The organism is Sphingomonas montanisoli, assembly GCF_008274695.1.
GTDB lineage: Bacteria > Pseudomonadota > Alphaproteobacteria > Sphingomonadales > Sphingomonadaceae > Rhizorhabdus > Rhizorhabdus montanisoli.
This window is the reverse complement of the sequence record NZ_VTOU01000001.1, coordinates 357870-373316: the sequence shown is the minus strand read 5'-3', so window position 1 is coordinate 373316 and position 15447 is coordinate 357870. Positions and strand designations below refer to the sequence as shown.

Here is a 15447-nt window from a genome sequence, read left to right as displayed (position 1 = left end):
ACGGGGTGGGTGGCAGTTAAGTCCTCCCCCGGAGGGAGAAGTGGCGCGCCGAAGGCGTGACGGAGGGGTATTTGCCGGCAGCGATGCCCTTGTGGCGAGCTACCCCTCCACCGGCTGCGCCGGTCCCCCTCCCCCTCCGGGGGAGGATTTTAGAGGGAACGCAAGGCCCGCGCCGGGCGGGCTGACAAAGCCGGGATCGCACCGAGGAGACCGATGCCCAGGGTGCCCAGCGCGCCGATCGCGAGGGTGACGAGGACAAGGGTCCAGTCGGTGCCCCAGGGAAGTTCGAACAGCTGGGTGACGAGATACCAGCCGGCCGCACTGCCGATCAGCAAGGCGACGATCGCGACCGCGATGCTGAGCAGGGCATATTCGAGCGCCTGCGCGAACAATATCTGCCCGCGCGTCGCACCGAGCAGCTTGAGCAGGACGGCGTCGTAGATGCGCGCGCGGCGCGAGGCGGCGATGGCGCCGATCAGGACGGCGATACCGGCGGCGACCGCCACGGCCGCGGCGGCGCGGATCGCGGTCGCCATCTGGCCGAACAGGGTGGATACCTGGCCCACGACATCCTTCACCCGGATCAACGAAACCGAGGGGAAGGTGGCGGCGACCGAGCGATTGAGCTGGCCCTCGGCGTCGTCGGGCAGGGTAACGGTGGCCATATAACTGTGCGGGGCGCCTTCGAGCGCACCGGGAGCGAAGATGATGCCGAAGTTGAAGCCCATCGTTTCCCAGTTCACGCGGCGGATCGAGGCGACTTTCGTCTCGATCTCGACCCCCAGAACCGAGATGGTCATCGCATCGCCGGGGTGGAGATCGAGCGCGAGCGCGGCGCGATCCTCGACCGAGATGAGTGGCGGGCCGCTATAATTTGCGGGCCACCATTTGCCCTCGACGATCTCATTCCCCTCGGGAAGCTTGCTCGCATAGGTGAGGCCGCGATCGCCGTTGAGGATCCACGCGCCCTGCGGCTTGGGCTTCATATCGGCGACGCGCTGCCCACGCACCGCGACGACGGTGCCGCGTAGCGAGGGGACGTTGGTGGTCGTCGCGGACGGGCTGGCTGCGCGGGCGAGCGACAGGAAGCGATCGATCCCGTCGACCGGGATGTCGAGCGCGAAGAAATTGGGCGCCTTCTTCGGCACGGTCTGTTCGATCTGCGATGTCAGGTTCGATTGTACGACCGCGAGCGTGACGAACAGCGTCAGGCCGAGGCCGAGCGCGACGACCAGCCGGTCGGTCTGCGCACCCGGGCGATGGAGATTGGCAAGCGCGAGGCGCGCAAGGGGCTGGCGCGGGCGCGGCATGGCGGCGGCAAGGCGGCGGATGCCCCAGCCGATCAGGCTGAGCAACGCAAAGACGCCGGCGGCCGCGACAAGGAAGCCCGCGCTGAGAACCGGGGCACGCGCGCTCAGGATCGCGAGCGCGGCGATGCCGAGACCGGCGACGACCATCGCGATGAGGACCGGCGTTGACGGCCGGCGCGCGCCATCGACGATCTCGCGGAACATGCTGGCGGCCGGAACGCGACGGGCGCGGGCGAGCGGGGGCAAGCTGAACAGCAACGCGGTGAGCAGGCCGTAAGCGGCGCTGACGACGAGCGGCAGCGGATAGAGGCCGAAGCGCGGCTTGACCGGCAATGCGTCACCCGCGAGCCAGCCAACGGCCTGTGGCACGAAGATGCCGACCAATAGCCCTGCGGCAATCGCGCCCGCCGCGACGATCGCGACCTGGATCAGATAGATGCGGAAGATGGTGGCGGACGACGCGCCCAGGATTTTCAACGTCGCGATGGCTCCGCGCCGCTGATCGAGCCAGGAGGCGACGCCGTTACCGACGCCTATTCCTGCGACGATCAGGGCGGTGAGGCCGACGAGGGTGAGGAACTGTTCGAGCTGCTGGACGAAGCGGCGCAGGCCGCGCGCGGCGTTGCTGCTGTCCTTCACATCCCAATTGGCATCATGGAAGCGGTGTTCGAGTTGTTCGGCGAGTGCGTGCGCATCCTCGCCCGCGTCGAGGCGGATTCGGTAGCGCGATTCGTAGAGGCTGCCGGGCTGGACGAGTTTGGTCGCGGCGAGCGCGGCGGGATCGACGAGGACGGTGGGGCCGAGGCTGAAGCCTTCGCCGACCTGATCGGGTTCGCTGTCGATCAGGCCGATCACGGTCAGCCGCGCCTCGCCGACGCGGATGATGCTGCCGGGGTGCAGCTTCAGGCGATCGGCGAGCGCGGGGGCGATCGCGGCCTGCAGGCCGCGCGGGCGGGATGCGAGCGCGCCGGGCTTCATCGTGAAGCTGCCGTAGAGCGGCCAGCGCGCGTCGATGCTCTTGAGCTGGGTGAGGAGCGAGGCCGATCCGTCGGCGCGGGTCGCCATAGCGCGCATCCGCACACTTTCGGAGATGGCGCCGAGTTTGGCGAAGGCGGCGCGTTCCTGCGGCGTCGCCCCGCGCTGATCGACCGCCATCTCGATGTCGGCGCCAAGGATCGTCTGCCCCTGGGCTTCAAGCTCGCCGATGATCGACGAGGCGAGGCTGCCGACCCCTGCGAGCGCGGCGACGCCGAGGAACAGGCAGATCGCGAGCAGGCGCAAGCCGCGCATGCCGCCGCGCAGTTCGCGGAGGGCCAGGGTGAGGGAGAGGCTCACGCCGCTTTCTTGTCCGAGACGATCAGGCCGTCGCGCATCTCGACGATGCGACCGCAGCGGGCGGCAAGCGCGGCGTCGTGGGTGATGACGAGGAGGGTGGCGCCGGCTTCGGCCTGGCGGGCGAAGATGAGATCCATGATCGTGGCGCCGGTCGCGGCATCGAGATTGCCGGTCGGTTCGTCGGCGAAGATCAAGGCTGGGCGGGGGGCCATGGCGCGGGCAATGGCGACGCGCTGCTGCTCGCCGCCCGAAAGCTGTGCGGGATAGTGGCCGGTGCGGTGGCCGAGCCCGACGGCTTCGAGTTCGGCGCGCGCGCGGGCGAAGGCGTCGGCATCGCCCGACAGTTCGAGCGGGACCGCTACATTTTCGAGCGCGGTCATCGTGGGCAGCAGGTGGAAAGCCTGGAGGATGATGCCGATGCGGCCGCGCCGCGCAGTGGCCAGTGCATCCTCGTCGAGCTTGCCGAAATCGAGGCCGGCGACATGGACCTGGCCCTGGTCGGCGCGTTCGAGGCCCGAAAGGATCGCCATCAGCGAGGATTTGCCCGAGCCCGAGGGGCCGAGCAAAGCGACGCTTTCGCCCGCCGTGACGGTCAGGTCGATGCCCTTGAGGATCTCGACCCGCGCGTCACCGCGCCCGAGCGAGAGACGGAGGGCGCGGGCGTCGATCGGGTCTGGCGTCATGGGCCCCATGATGGGGATGGTGTGTGGCGGACGCAAGACGGCGGTTTTCTAATCCTCCCCGGCACGGGGAGGGGGACCGCGAAGCGGTGGAGGGGGCGGGAGACAGGCGGTGCCGCTTGTGGCGAACCCCCTCCACCATGCTTCGCATGGTCCCCCTCCCCGTGCCGGGGAGGATCGAGGGCTCAGCCTTCGATCGCGGTCATCACCATCTTGCCGTTCTTGACGCTGAACCCCAGCCGGCCTTCGACGAGGTCGAGCGCGTCCTTGCCGAAGACGTCGTAGCGCCAGCCCTGGAGCAGCGGCAGATCCTTGCGGACGCCGGCGGCGAGCAGTTCGAGATCGTCGGAGCGCGCGATCAGGCGCGGGGCAACGTCGGCATCGCGCGAGCGGACCTTGAGCAGAAGCTTGAGCAGATCGGCGATCAGCGCGCCTTCCTTGCCGAGACCGGGACGGCGATCTTCGCGAGGGGGCATCTCCTCCTCGGTGAACGGCTCGGCGGCGGCGATCGCGGCCATCAGGCGCGCGCCGATATCGTTCGACGCCCAGCTAGGGGACAGGCCGCGCACCTTGGACAGATCGGACTGTTCGCGCGGCGGGTGCGACGCCATGTCGGCGATCGTCTCGTCCTTGGCGATGCGGCCGCGCGGGATGTTCTTGCCGCGCGCTTCACGCTCGCGCCACGCGGCGATCGCACGCAGGCGGCCGAGCACTTCGGCCTTGCGACTGGGCAGGCGGATGCGGTTCCAGGCGAGTTCGGGGACGTTGGCGTAGCTGGCGGGATCGCCGAGCCGCTCCATTTCGACGTCGAGCCAGCCGCCACGCCCGGTCTTGCGCAGCTTTTCCAGCATCTTGGGGAAGAGGTTTGCGAGATGGGTGACGTCGCCGATCGCATAGTCGATCTGCCGCTTGTCGAGCGGGCGGCGCGCCCAATCGGTGAAGCGCGCACCCTTGTCGAGCTTCACGCCGATCAGGGTTTCGACCAGGTTCGAATAGCCGATCTGTTCGCCAAGCCCCATCGCCATCGCCGCGACCTGCGTATCGAACAGCGGATAGGGGGTCTTGCCGGTCAGGTTGTGGACGATTTCGAGATCCTGCCCACCGGCGTGGAAGACCTTCAGAACCTCGTCATTCTCGACCAGCAGATCGAGCAGGGGCTTGAGATCGATATCTTTCGCCTTGGGATCGATCGCGGCGGCTTCCTCGCTGTCGGCGATCTGGATCAGGCAGAGATCGGGCCAATAGGTGTTCTCGCGCATGAACTCGGTATCCACGCACACGAAGGGCGAGTTGGAGAGCCGGGCGCAGAGATTGGCGAGCGAAGCGCTGTCGGTGATCAAAGGGTGGATGTGCATCCGAACATCCCATAGTCCTGTCTGAAAGCTTGACAAGCATGGAGGCCCGCGCGAAGCGCCAGCCCTTCAAAATCATCACAAAGCTGAAAGTTGCTCATGCACGCCTATCGCACCCATCATTGCGCCCAGCTTCGCGCCTCCGAAGTTGGTTCGCAGGTCCGGATTTCGGGCTGGGTCCACCGCAAGCGCGATCATGGCAACCTGCTGTTCGTCGACCTGCGCGACCATTATGGCATCACCCAGATCGTGACCGACATCGATGCGCCCGCGTTCAAGGTGCTGGAGCGGCTGCGCGTGGAATCGGTCGTGACGGTCACCGGCGACGTCGTCGCGCGTTCGGCGGAGGCGGTGAACCCGAACCTGCTGACCGGCGAGATCGAGGTGCGCGCGCGCGAAGTGACGATCCAGTCGGCGGCGCAGGAACTGCCACTGCCGGTCGCCGCCGAAGCCGATTATCCCGAGGATATCCGCCTGCGATATCGCTTCCTCGACCTGCGGCGCGAGCGGATCCACAAGAACATCCTGCTGCGATCCAACGTGATCCGGTCGATCCGCGAGCGGATGATCGGGCAGGGCTTCACCGAATATCAGACGCCGATCCTGACCGCGTCGTCGCCCGAAGGCGCGCGCGACTATCTGGTCCCCAGCCGCGTCCATCCGGGCAAGTTCTACGCGCTGCCGCAGGCGCCGCAGATGTTCAAGCAGTTGCTGATGGTCGCGGGCTTCGATCGCTATTTCCAGATCGCGCCCTGCTTCCGTGACGAAGATGCGCGCGCCGATCGCTCGCCGGGCGAGTTCTACCAGCTCGATCTCGAAATGAGCTTCGTCACGCAGGACGACGTGTTCGCCGCGCTGGAGCCGGTGCTGCAGGGCGTGTTCGAGGAATTCTCGGACGGCAAGAAAGTGACCGAAGCGCCGTTCCCGCGCATCGCCTATCGCGACGCGATGCTGCGTTATGGTTCGGACAAGCCCGACCTGCGCAACCCGCTGGAGATCACCGACGTCACCCAGCATTTCGTCGGTTCGGGCTTCGGCCTGTTCGCCAAGATCGTCGAGGGCGGCGGCGTGATCCGTGCGATCCCGGCGCCGGGCGCGGGTGCCGGCAGTCGCAAATTCTTCGACGACGCGAACGAGTGGGCGCGCGCGCAGGGCTATGCGGGCCTGGGCTATATCAACATCAAGGATGGCGAACCGGGCGGCCCGATCGCCAAGAACCACGGCCCCGAAGGCACCGCCAAGCTGATCGCCGAACTCGGCCTCGGCCCGAATGACGGCGTGTTCTTCGCAGCGGGCAAGGAAGGCCAGGCGGCCAAGCTCGCCGGCCTCGCGCGCACCCGCGTCGGCGAGACGCTCGACCTGATCGAACAGGGCGAGTTCAAGTTCTGCTGGGTCGTCGACTTCCCGATGTTCGAATATGACGAGGACGCCAAGAAGGTCGATTTCAGCCACAACCCCTTCTCAATGCCGCAGGGCGAGATGGAGGCGCTGACCACCAAGGATCCGCTCGATATCCTCGCCTATCAGTACGACATTGTCTGCAATGGCGTGGAGCTGTCGTCGGGCGCGATCCGGAATCACAAGCTCGACGTCATGTACAAGGCGTTCGAGATTGCGGGCTATACCGCCGAAGAGGTCGACGCGAACTTCCCGGGCATGATCAACGCGTTCAAATATGGCGCGCCGCCGCACGGCGGTTCGGCCCCGGGCATCGACCGCATCGTCATGCTGCTGGCCGATGAACCGAATATCCGCGAAGTCGTTCTGTTCCCGATGAACCAGAAGGCAGAGGATCTGATGATGGGTGCGCCCGCGCCGGTAACGGCCAAGCAGCTGCGCGAACTCAGCATCCGCGTCGTCGACGGTCCCAAGCCCTGATAAGCCGCGTTCCCTTCCGGCCTCTAATCCTCCCCCGCCAGGGGGAGGTGTCAGCGCAGCTGACGGAGGGGGAGGGCGCGGTGATTTGGAGGTGGCTGTGTCCTCCCCCTCCGTCGCCTGCGGCGCCACCTCCCCCTGGCGGGGGAGGATTGAAGTTGTACCAATGCGATACAGGGCGGCCACGGCGTTTACCTTGCTTGGCGCACCCTGCGCTCGGTCGATTGCGCTAGGCACGTCGTATGGCGAAGGCGCGATCTCTCGATCTGAAGGACTATGAGGAAGGCGCGCCTTTCGATGGCGACTATGACGCCGAGCTGAAGAAGTTGCAGGACCGGCTTTCCAAGCTTCAGGTCGCGCACAAGCTGTCCCTGCGCAAGACGATGATCGCCTTCGAAGGCTGGGATGCAGCGGGGAAGGGGGGCGCGATCCAGCGGCTGACCGCCACCTGGGATCCGCGCAATTACGAAGTTTGGCCGATCGCGGCACCGAGCTTCGAGGAGAAGAGCCGCCATTTCCTGTGGCGATTCTGGAAGGCGCTGCCGATCGCGGGCGACATCGCGGTGTTTGATCGCAGCTGGTATGGCCGCGTCCTCGTCGAATGGGTCGAGGGATATATCGACGCCAATCTGCGCAAGCGTGCGTTTGACGAGATCAACGAGTTCGAGGCGCAGCAGCGCGCCGACGGCGTGCTGACGATCAAGATATTCCTCCACGTCCGCGCCGACGAGCAGGACAAGCGGCTGAGCGCACGGCTCGAACACAAGTGGAAGCGCTGGAAGATCACGCGCGACGATTTCCGCAACCGGGCGCGCCGCGACGACTATCTGACGGCGATGCGCGACATGTTCGCCGAAACCAACACGCGGTGGGCGCCGTGGCACATCGTCGACGGCAATGACAAGAAGGCAGCGCGACTGGCGGTGTTGCGCATCGTCGCCGAGCAGTTGGAGCGGTTTGTACCGTCCGAACCTCCGCCGATGGACGAGGACTTTCTGCGCTATGCCCGAACCCAGTTGAATGGCGAAAAAAAGCCGGAAGCCGAGTAACCGTCGCTTCTTGCGGACCTGATGTCTTTGTTGCAGCATTATGGCTGACGGCGCTCATCACGCCGATCAAGGGGGCAAGACGTCGCCAGGCGCGGCCCAGCAACACGGGCAGAGGATAAAATGATGAACAAACAAGAGCTTATCGGAAAGGTTTCCGATGTCACCGGTCTGACCCGCAACGATGCCGGCAAGGCCGTCGAGGCTGTGTTCGATTCGATCGTTCGCGTGCTCAAGGGCGGCGACGAAGTGCGGTTGGTCGGTTTCGGGACATTTTCGGTCAATCAGCGCAAGGCGTCGACCGGCCGTAATCCGCGCACCGGCGAGCCGATGGACATCGGATCGTCGAACCAGCCCAAGTTTCGCGCGGGCAAGACGCTGAAGGACGCGGTCAACTAATAGCAATTCTAGCGAAGGCGGCGGTCCCTTCGGCCGCCTTCGCTACAGCTGGCGTCGAACCGCGTTTTGGGCTGGACAGCGATCGTCACGCGCCTTAGGGGAGCGCCCTGCCTCGGCGCCTTACGGCCAACGGGCCTTCAGAGTGGGCGCATAGCTCAGCGGTAGAGCACACCCTTCACACGGGTGGGGTCGCAGGTTCAATCCCTGCTGCGCCCACCACTCTGATCCCTTGAAAACCTAAAGCCAACGCTCGATCGCTGCCCGCAACAGCGGCACGTTGGCGCTGGTGCGCGGCTGTAGCCAAGCGACCGCGACGGGCAGTCGCCACGCTGCGATATCGGCGCGGCCGACGCCGGCTGCGCGCGCGTAGAAGCTGGTGTAGCTCCACGCGGCGCTGTCCCGCGGGATGCGGAAAATCGCCGAGCGCTGCAGCAGCCGGCTGTGGCGACCATAACGGATCAGCAGTTCGGTGCGCGCGGCATCGGCCAGCGGGTGCCCGGTGCAGGCGTTGAGCCAGTCGATAACCGCGAGCCCGTCGTCGGTTTCGATCGCATTGCCGGGGTGGAGATCGCCGTGACACAGCCGGTCGCCGTCGGGCAGCCCATCAAGCCGGGCATAAGCCGCGCTGCGCCATGCGTCCGGCACCTCGGCCGTTTCGATCCGGTGGCGCAGGATGATGCGTTGATCATGCAGGGGCGGGCCAGCCTCTACGCCGTGCATCGTCGCCTGATAGTCCGCCAGCCGCTTGATACCGATCAGCAGGGTGAACGGGCGAAAGCGCAACGTCTGGCGCATGTCGCGGCTCGGCAGGTCTTCGAACAGGATGCCGGTGCGGCCCTGCACCGTCTGCCAACCCAGCGGACGCGCGACGCGCAGGCCGGCACGTGCGGCGAGCTCCGCCGCGTCATATTCACGCTGCATGAGATCCTGGGTGATATCGTGCCGGAACAGCTTGATGACCTGGCCGCGGGGCAGCCGGTACACGTCGGCGCTTTCGCCGCTGCCGATGGGAAGATGGATTTCGGGGTCAAGCACGCGCACGTCCGTCTTTCTCAACCCCTTGACGGGCAATTGTATAAATGGCGCAAGCTTGTCAATGCGATGAAGCCGCCATGTCGTGCGATTGACACGAGCATATCGCGCTTCCAATCCGCACCCTCCATTTCGGGGAGAGTAGTTCGATGTCGACGATCGCGTCGCTGATCCTGTCGATGCTGATGCTGGCGACGGTGCTGCTCGGCGCGGGGGGCGTGTGGGTGATCGTCAAGCGAGGCGACAGGAAGCGCGGCGTGCTGATGCTGATCGCCGCCGTCGTCATGCTGGCCAACGTGCTGATCTCCGCATGGCCCGTATGACCGGGCCGGCTCAGTAGCGCGACGGCGTCCAAATCGCTAAGGGCGGCCGATGATCCGCCTGTCCGAACTCAAGCTGCCTCTCGATCATCCGCCCGAGGCGATCCCCGCCGCAATCGTCGCGCGCCTGGGGATCGAGCCCGCCGATCTGATCACGCACAGCATCGCCCGCCGTGGCAACGACGCGCGCAAGCGCAGTGCGATCCTGCTGGTCTATTCCGTCGACGTGGAACTGCGAGACGAGGCCGCGGTGCTTGCGCGCTTCGCCGCCGACGTGAACGTACGGCCGACGCCCGATACCGGCTATCGCTTCGTCGCGCAGGCGCCGGCCGTGCCGACGCGTCCGCGCCCGGTGGTGATCGGGGCGGGGCCGTGTGGGCTGTTCGCGGGGCTGATCCTGGCGCAGATGGGCTTTCGCCCGATCATCCTCGATCGCGGCAAGCTGGTGCGCGAGCGGACCAAGGACACTTGGGGCCTGTGGCGCCGTTCGGAGCTGAACCCCGAAAGCAATGTCCAATATGGCGAGGGCGGGGCGGGCACCTTCTCCGACGGAAAGCTCTATTGCCGGATCAAGGATCCGCGCCATCTGGGTCGCAAGGTGCTGACCGAGTTCGTGAAGGCCGGCGCGCCCGAGGAGATATTGACCGAAGCGCATCCGCATATCGGCACCTTCCGCCTTGTCACGATGGTCGAGAGCATGCGCGCGACGATCGAGGCGCTGGGCGGCGAATATCGCTGGCAGCATCGCGTCGAGGATATCGAGATCGAAGAGGTCGCCGGCGAGCGGCGCGTGCGCGGGCTGCACCTGTCGACGGGCGAGTTTCTGGAGGCCGACCATGTCGTCCTCGCGGTCGGGCACAGCGCGCGCGACACGTTCCACATGCTCCACGATCGCGGCGTGCATATCGAGGCGAAGCCGTTTTCGATCGGGGTGCGGATCGAACATCCGCAGAGCTGGGTCGATCGCGCGCGCTACGGCAATTGCGCGGGGCATCCCGATCTGGGGGCGGCGGCCTATGCGCTGTCGCACCACTGCGCGAACGGGCGCACGGTCTATAGCTTCTGCATGTGCCCGGGCGGGCGTGTGGTCGCGGCGGCATCCGAGCCGGGACGTGTCGTCACCAACGGCATGAGCCAATATTCGCGGCAGGAGTTCAACGCGAACTCCGGCCTTGTCGTCGCGATCGATCCGGACAAGGATTATCCGGGCCATCCGCTTGCGGGCATCGCCTTCCAACGCAAGTGGGAGGAGGCCGCGTTCGTCGCGGGCGGATCGACCTATCATGCGCCGGGGCAGCGCGTGGGAGACTTTCTGGCGAAGCGCGCGTCGACCGCGATGGGGGAGGTGACGCCCTCCTACAAGCCGGGCGTCACGCCGACCGATCTGTCGGCGTGCCTGCCCGATTATGCGATCGAGGCGCTGCGTGAGGCGATCCCGGTCTTCGGACGGCAACTGCCGCGCTATGACGATCCCGATGCGGTGATGACGGGGGTGGAGACGCGCACTTCGTCTCCGGTGCGAATTCGGCGCGGGGCGGATTTCGTGAGCGTCAACACCGTCGGCCTGTATCCGGCGGGCGAGGGCGCGGGTTATGCCGGCGGTATCCTCTCGGCCGCGATCGACGGGATCAAGGTGGCCGAGGCGATGGCGCTGAGTATGGTTTCCCAAGACTCGTCATTGCGAGCGTAGCGAAGCAATCCATTCCGCAATTCGGAGTGGATTGCCACGTCGCCTACGGCTCCTCGCAATGACAAGAAACGTGAGGGTTTAGGCGCACCACTCCCTGAGCTTGCGGTGGAAGTGGGCGACGGTGCCTTCCTGCACCGGGTTCGTCACAGCACCCTTGAAGCCGCGCGATTTCACGCCCTGATTGACGGCTTCCATGTTGAGGAAGTCCTCCTCCAGAAACTCGCAATTGCCTTTGAACGCTTCGAAGCCGTGGTAGATCTCCTGCTCGACCACCGGCTCCGCGCCCGGCGCGAAGCGGCCGAAGGACCAGATGTCGAACACAGCCTGATCGTGATGCTTGCCCGGCCGGATGCGATACCAGAGCGCGCCGTCAAGCGAGGGCAGGAAGATGCTGTTCGGGAAGATGTGCCAGTCGGTGCCCGCCGCGAACCACTTCTCCATATTCATCGTCTCGGGCAGGGTGACGCCTCGCTTCGCCAGTTCGTCGAGCTGATAGTCGAAGAAGAGCGCGAGAGTCTGTTCGGGGGGCGTGTCGTCTGGCAGGTCGAGCAGACGCTCGGTCGCCTTCATGCCCGGTTCCAGCGTGATCGCGCCCAGCGTGCTGTAGAGATGCTTCTGGTTCGCCCAGAAATGCTCGACGAAGGTCTTGGGCGTCGCCCAGCCGCCTTTTTCGGTCTTGTACTCGGTGAAGGGGGCGGGGGCGTTGTAGAACATCGCATGCTCGCCCACGACCTGCGTCGGCATCGGCGCCTCGCGATAGTTGATCCCGCTGATATGGGTTTCGCCGCTGTGATAGCCCTCGCAGAACGCCTCGACGATGATCTTCCAGTTCACGTCGGCGATGATCGTCTTCCACCACAGGGGGCGCATCGCGGCGAGATCGAAGGGTTCGAGGACGGGTGAGACATCCTTGAGCCATTCGGCCAATGGGATCGCGTCGGCATCCTGGTTGATCCACACCCAGCCGCCCCAGCGCGCGACCTGCACCGCCGGGATCGTCAGCTCGGCCTTGTTGAAGGCGGCGCACCCGTCCCAGTCGCCCTCGAACGGGACATGCTTCAGCTCGCCGGTCAGGCCGAAGCGCCAGCCGTGGAAGCGGCAGGCGATGTCATTGCCGAACTTGCCCTTCGCCCGCTCGGTCAGCTTGCGGCCGCGATGCTGGCAGACATTGTACATCGCATGGATATCGTCGGCGCCGTCGCCCGTCTTGATGACGAGGATCGATTCGTCGAGGATGTCATAGACGACATAGTCGCCCTTCGCCTTCAGGTCGCTTTCGCGGCAGGCCATCTGCCAGGTGCGCGGCCACAGCAATTCGGCTTCGCGGCGATCCTGGTCAGGATCGCGCCAGTCCGACGCCGGAATGAAGATGTCCGCTTTGATCCCGCCCGTAAGTTCGTTCATCATCCGCTCCTGGATAGCTTGATGCTTCTCCTCTTGGCGGCATCATAGCTCCCTGCCCGGAATAATGCCATGCGCGCCATGCATTTGCGTTATGGACAATAAAGAGTGGGCAGGGAACCGCTTATACGCATTATTGCAAGATCGTTTGGCGCGCGCAGCGGCGGATCATCGCCAACATCCGCTTCGCCGCCAAGGGCAGGCCGCCTAAGAGGGCGGCGCGACAAGGGAGAGATGCAGTGACGAGGCCGAACGCCGCCGCCGGACCGGAAGATCTGATCAAGATCTACCGGACGAGCACGCTGATCAAGCAGACCGACGAGGCCATTCGCGGGCTGCTGCGCAGAGGACGTCTGCAGGCGAACTATTATTCGCCGCGCGGGCAGGAGATCGTCGCCGCGGCGATGGCCGCCACGCTGCAACCGGACGATTATGTCGTGACCATCTATCGTGGCCTGCATGATCATCTGGCGAAGGGCGTGCCGCTCAAGGCGTTGATGGCCGAATATTTCGGCAAGGTCGACGGATCGTGCAAGGGCAAGGGTGGCTGCATGCACATCACGCATCCCGAAGCGGGCGTGATGGTGACGACGGGTATCGTGGGTTCGGGCATGCCGATCGCCAACGGCCTCGCGCTCGCATCGCAGGAGCGTAAGGACGGGCGCGTCACCGTCACCAACTTCGGCGACGGCGCGACCAATATCGGGTCGTTCCACGAAAGCATGAACCTGGCGTCGCTGTGGAAGCTGCCGGTGGTGTTCCTGTGCCAGAACAACCTGTTCGCCGAACATACTGCGACCGAGCTGTGCACCGCGGGCAACATCGTCGATCGCGCCAAGGGCTATGCGATGCCCGGCATTCTGGTCGACGGCAACGATCCCGAGGCGATGTATGCGGCCGCCCGTCAGGCGGTCGATCGCGCCCGCGACGGCGAGGGGCCGACGCTGATCGAAGCGCGCACCTTCCGTTTCGAAGGGCATAATTACGGCGATCCGTCGAGCTACATCCCCAAAGAGATGATGGCCGAGGCGAAGGCCAACGATCCTGTCCCGAAACTGCGCGCGCTGCTGATCGAACGCGGCATCGCGACCGAAGACGAGGTCGCCAAGATCGACGCCGACGCGGCCGCAGAGATCGCCGAGGCGGTCACCTTCGCGCAGGAATCGCCTTATCCCGACGTCGCGGAGAACCTGTCCGACGTTTACGCGACCGTGCTGGAGAACGCATGATGGCCGAGATTACCTGTAGCCAGGCGACGCAGCAGGCGCTCGACGAGGCGATGGCCGCCGATCCGACCGTGCTGGTCTTCGGTGAGGACGTCGCCGATCCCGAAGGCGGCGGCATCATGGGTTCGACCGCTGGCCTTTCGACCAAGTACGGATCGCGGGTCCGTTCGACCCCGATCTCCGAACAGGCGATTGCGGGCGCGGCGGTCGGTGCAGCCATCGCGGGCATGCGGCCGGTGGCCGAAATCATGCTGATGAACTTCATCACGGTCGCGATGGACATGATCGTCAACCACGCCGCCAAGACCCGCTTCATGTCGGGCGGCAAGACGGCGGTTCCGCTGACGATCCGCACCATGTCCGGCGCGGGCATTGGTGCTGGCGGGCAGCATTCGGACATGTACGAGGCGTGGCTGGCCCACGTTCCCGGCCTGAAGGTCGTCGTGCCGAGCAATGCGGCCGATCAGAAGGCGCTGCTCAAGAGCTGCATCTTCGATGACGATCCCTGCATCTTCGTCGAGACGACCTACATCCAGTTCGTGAAGGGCGAAGTGCCCGACGATTATGAGGCGCCGCTGGGCAAGGCCAAGGTCTCGCGCGAGGGCACCGACGTGACGATCGTCGGCTATGGTCGCCCGATCCTCGATGCGCTCGCGGTCGCGGAGAAGCTGGCCGCCGAGGGCATCTCGGTCGAGGTGGTCGATCTGCGCACCGTGATGCCGTGGGATCAGGAGACCGTGTTCAAATCGGTCGCCAAGACCAAGCGCGCGGTGACGCTGCACGAGGCGGTCGTCCAGTTCGGCGTCGGTGCGGAAATCTCTTCGCGGATCCACGAGGAGCTGTTCGATACGCTCAAGGCACCCGTCCAGCGCGTCGGATCGATGAACACGGTCGTCCCTTATTCGGCCCCGCTGGAGCAGAACTTCATGTGGAGCCAGGACAAGATCGAAGCGGCCATTCGCCGCACGCTAGAGCGCAAGTGAGCGTCAGGGAGATATAATGAGCACCGAAGTCGTTCTGCCCAAGCTGGGTTTCTCGATGCAGGCCGGGACGGTCACCGAATGGCTGATCGCCGACGGCGCCGAGGTCAAGGAAGGCGAGCCGCTGTTCCTGCTGGAAGCCGACAAGGCCACCAACGAGGTCGAGGCGCCTGCTTCGGGCAAGCTGACCATCATCGCCGCGACCGGCGAGGAGTTGGACGTCGGCACGGTGATCGGGCGGATCGACTGATCGAAGGTGGAGCAAACTCCTCCGTTCGTCCCGAGCGAAGTTGAGGGATGTTGGCTTGGTGAAACGTATCTCGACTTCGCTCGATACGAACGGCAGATGAGAGGATAGAAGATGACCAAGGTCACGACCGACGACTGGGTTTCGATCAGCGACCATCTGGGCCGTTATTGCTGGTTCGTCGACGAAGGCATGGGCGAGGAGTGGGCAGCGTTGTGGGAGCCTGAAGGCGTCTTCATCGGCGTCACGCCCGAGCCGATCAAGGGCCGCGCGGCGCTGTCCTTCGTCAGCACCAGCACCTACGAGCAGCTGAAAGGTCGCCTGCGCCACATCGCGGCAAACTTGCATGCCGATTATGCGGACGGCACCCGCGACATCGTCCACGCGCGCTACTATAATTATGTTTCGCGCTGGGACGACACACCCGGCAACTTCACCTTCGCGATCTGCCGCATGACCCTCGTCCGCGATGGGGACGGCTGGCTGATCCGCGAGAACAATGTCGAACTGTTCGCGCCGCCGCTGCAGGTAGCTCAATAATCTGAAAGCCCAGA

14 protein-coding genes and 1 tRNA gene are annotated in these 15447 nt (G+C 65.3%); 10 read left to right on the top strand and 5 right to left on the bottom strand.

Features of this window, described 5'->3' with window-relative positions; translation table 11 throughout:
- Nucleotides 1-149: 149 nt before the first annotated feature.
- From FYJ91_RS01840 to rnd, 3 genes are all read right to left on the bottom strand, one after another.
- Complete coding sequence (locus FYJ91_RS01840; protein ID WP_149520576.1) at nucleotides 150-2645, bottom strand: ABC transporter permease; 2496 nt, start codon at nucleotides 2643-2645, stop codon at nucleotides 150-152.
- On the bottom strand, nucleotides 2642-3328 hold the full coding sequence (locus FYJ91_RS01835; RefSeq protein ID WP_149520575.1) for an ABC transporter ATP-binding protein: 687 nt from the start codon (nucleotides 3326-3328) through the stop codon (nucleotides 2642-2644). Before FYJ91_RS01835 ends, FYJ91_RS01840 begins: the two co-directional genes overlap by 4 nt.
- A 182-nt stretch (nucleotides 3329-3510) precedes the next feature.
- Nucleotides 3511-4680, bottom strand: a complete 1170-nt coding sequence (gene rnd / locus FYJ91_RS01830; protein WP_149520574.1) for a ribonuclease D — start codon at nucleotides 4678-4680, stop codon at nucleotides 3511-3513.
- A gap of 96 nt (nucleotides 4681-4776) precedes the next feature.
- Between rnd and aspS the strand changes: the two genes are divergently transcribed.
- From aspS to FYJ91_RS01810, 4 genes are all read left to right on the top strand, one after another.
- The gene (gene aspS / locus FYJ91_RS01825; RefSeq protein ID WP_149520573.1) at nucleotides 4777-6555 is read left to right on the top strand and encodes an aspartate--tRNA ligase; all 1779 of its coding nucleotides are present in this window, start codon (nucleotides 4777-4779) and stop codon (nucleotides 6553-6555) included.
- Nucleotides 6556-6794: 239 nt separating this feature from the next.
- Complete coding sequence (locus tag FYJ91_RS01820; RefSeq protein ID WP_149520572.1) at nucleotides 6795-7601, top strand: polyphosphate kinase 2 family protein; 807 nt, start codon at nucleotides 6795-6797, stop codon at nucleotides 7599-7601.
- Between the two features lie 123 nt (nucleotides 7602-7724).
- The gene (locus FYJ91_RS01815; RefSeq protein WP_127743173.1) at nucleotides 7725-7997 is read left to right on the top strand and encodes an HU family DNA-binding protein; all 273 of its coding nucleotides are present in this window, start codon (nucleotides 7725-7727) and stop codon (nucleotides 7995-7997) included.
- A gap of 144 nt (nucleotides 7998-8141) precedes the next feature.
- Nucleotides 8142-8216: transfer RNA gene (locus tag FYJ91_RS01810), tRNA-Val, on the top strand.
- A gap of 18 nt (nucleotides 8217-8234) precedes the next feature.
- Here FYJ91_RS01810 and FYJ91_RS01805 read toward each other — a convergent pair.
- A complete protein-coding gene (locus FYJ91_RS01805; protein ID WP_181008307.1) occupies nucleotides 8235-9032 on the bottom strand; it encodes a phosphotransferase family protein in 798 nt (265 codons plus the stop codon).
- 146 nt (nucleotides 9033-9178) lie between these two features.
- Here FYJ91_RS01805 and FYJ91_RS20495 point away from each other — a divergent pair, with 146 nt between their 5' ends.
- A complete protein-coding gene (locus FYJ91_RS20495; RefSeq protein ID WP_181008306.1) occupies nucleotides 9179-9352 on the top strand; it encodes a hypothetical protein in 174 nt (57 codons plus the stop codon).
- Between the two features lie 49 nt (nucleotides 9353-9401).
- Nucleotides 9402-11039, top strand: coding sequence for an NAD(P)/FAD-dependent oxidoreductase (locus FYJ91_RS01800; protein ID WP_149520570.1), 1638 nt, complete (start codon nucleotides 9402-9404; stop codon nucleotides 11037-11039).
- 78 nt (nucleotides 11040-11117) lie between these two features.
- Here FYJ91_RS01800 and FYJ91_RS01795 read toward each other — a convergent pair whose 3' ends face one another.
- Nucleotides 11118-12446 carry an aromatic ring-hydroxylating oxygenase subunit alpha gene (locus tag FYJ91_RS01795; protein WP_149520569.1) on the bottom strand — a complete coding sequence of 443 codons (1329 nt, stop codon included), beginning with the start codon at nucleotides 12444-12446 and terminating at the stop codon, nucleotides 11118-11120.
- A gap of 233 nt (nucleotides 12447-12679) precedes the next feature.
- Here FYJ91_RS01795 and FYJ91_RS01790 point away from each other — a divergent pair, with 233 nt between their 5' ends.
- The 4 genes from FYJ91_RS01790 to FYJ91_RS01775 all read left to right on the top strand — a co-directional run bounded on the left by FYJ91_RS01790 (nucleotide 12680) and on the right by FYJ91_RS01775 (nucleotide 15433).
- On the top strand, nucleotides 12680-13669 hold the full coding sequence (locus FYJ91_RS01790; protein WP_149520568.1) for a thiamine pyrophosphate-dependent dehydrogenase E1 component subunit alpha: 990 nt from the start codon (nucleotides 12680-12682) through the stop codon (nucleotides 13667-13669).
- Nucleotides 13669-14649 carry an alpha-ketoacid dehydrogenase subunit beta gene (locus tag FYJ91_RS01785; RefSeq protein WP_425473980.1) on the top strand — a complete coding sequence of 327 codons (981 nt, stop codon included), beginning with the start codon at nucleotides 13669-13671 and terminating at the stop codon, nucleotides 14647-14649. The genes FYJ91_RS01790 and FYJ91_RS01785 overlap by 1 nt, the downstream gene beginning before the upstream one ends.
- 16 nt (nucleotides 14650-14665) lie before the next feature.
- Nucleotides 14666-14896: a biotin/lipoyl-containing protein gene (locus FYJ91_RS01780; protein WP_149520566.1), complete on the top strand. Its 231-nt coding sequence runs from the start codon at nucleotides 14666-14668 to the stop codon at nucleotides 14894-14896.
- A 111-nt stretch (nucleotides 14897-15007) separates the two neighbouring features.
- Nucleotides 15008-15433: a nuclear transport factor 2 family protein gene (locus FYJ91_RS01775; RefSeq protein ID WP_149520565.1), complete on the top strand. Its 426-nt coding sequence runs from the start codon at nucleotides 15008-15010 to the stop codon at nucleotides 15431-15433.
- Nucleotides 15434-15447: the final 14 nt, after the last annotated feature.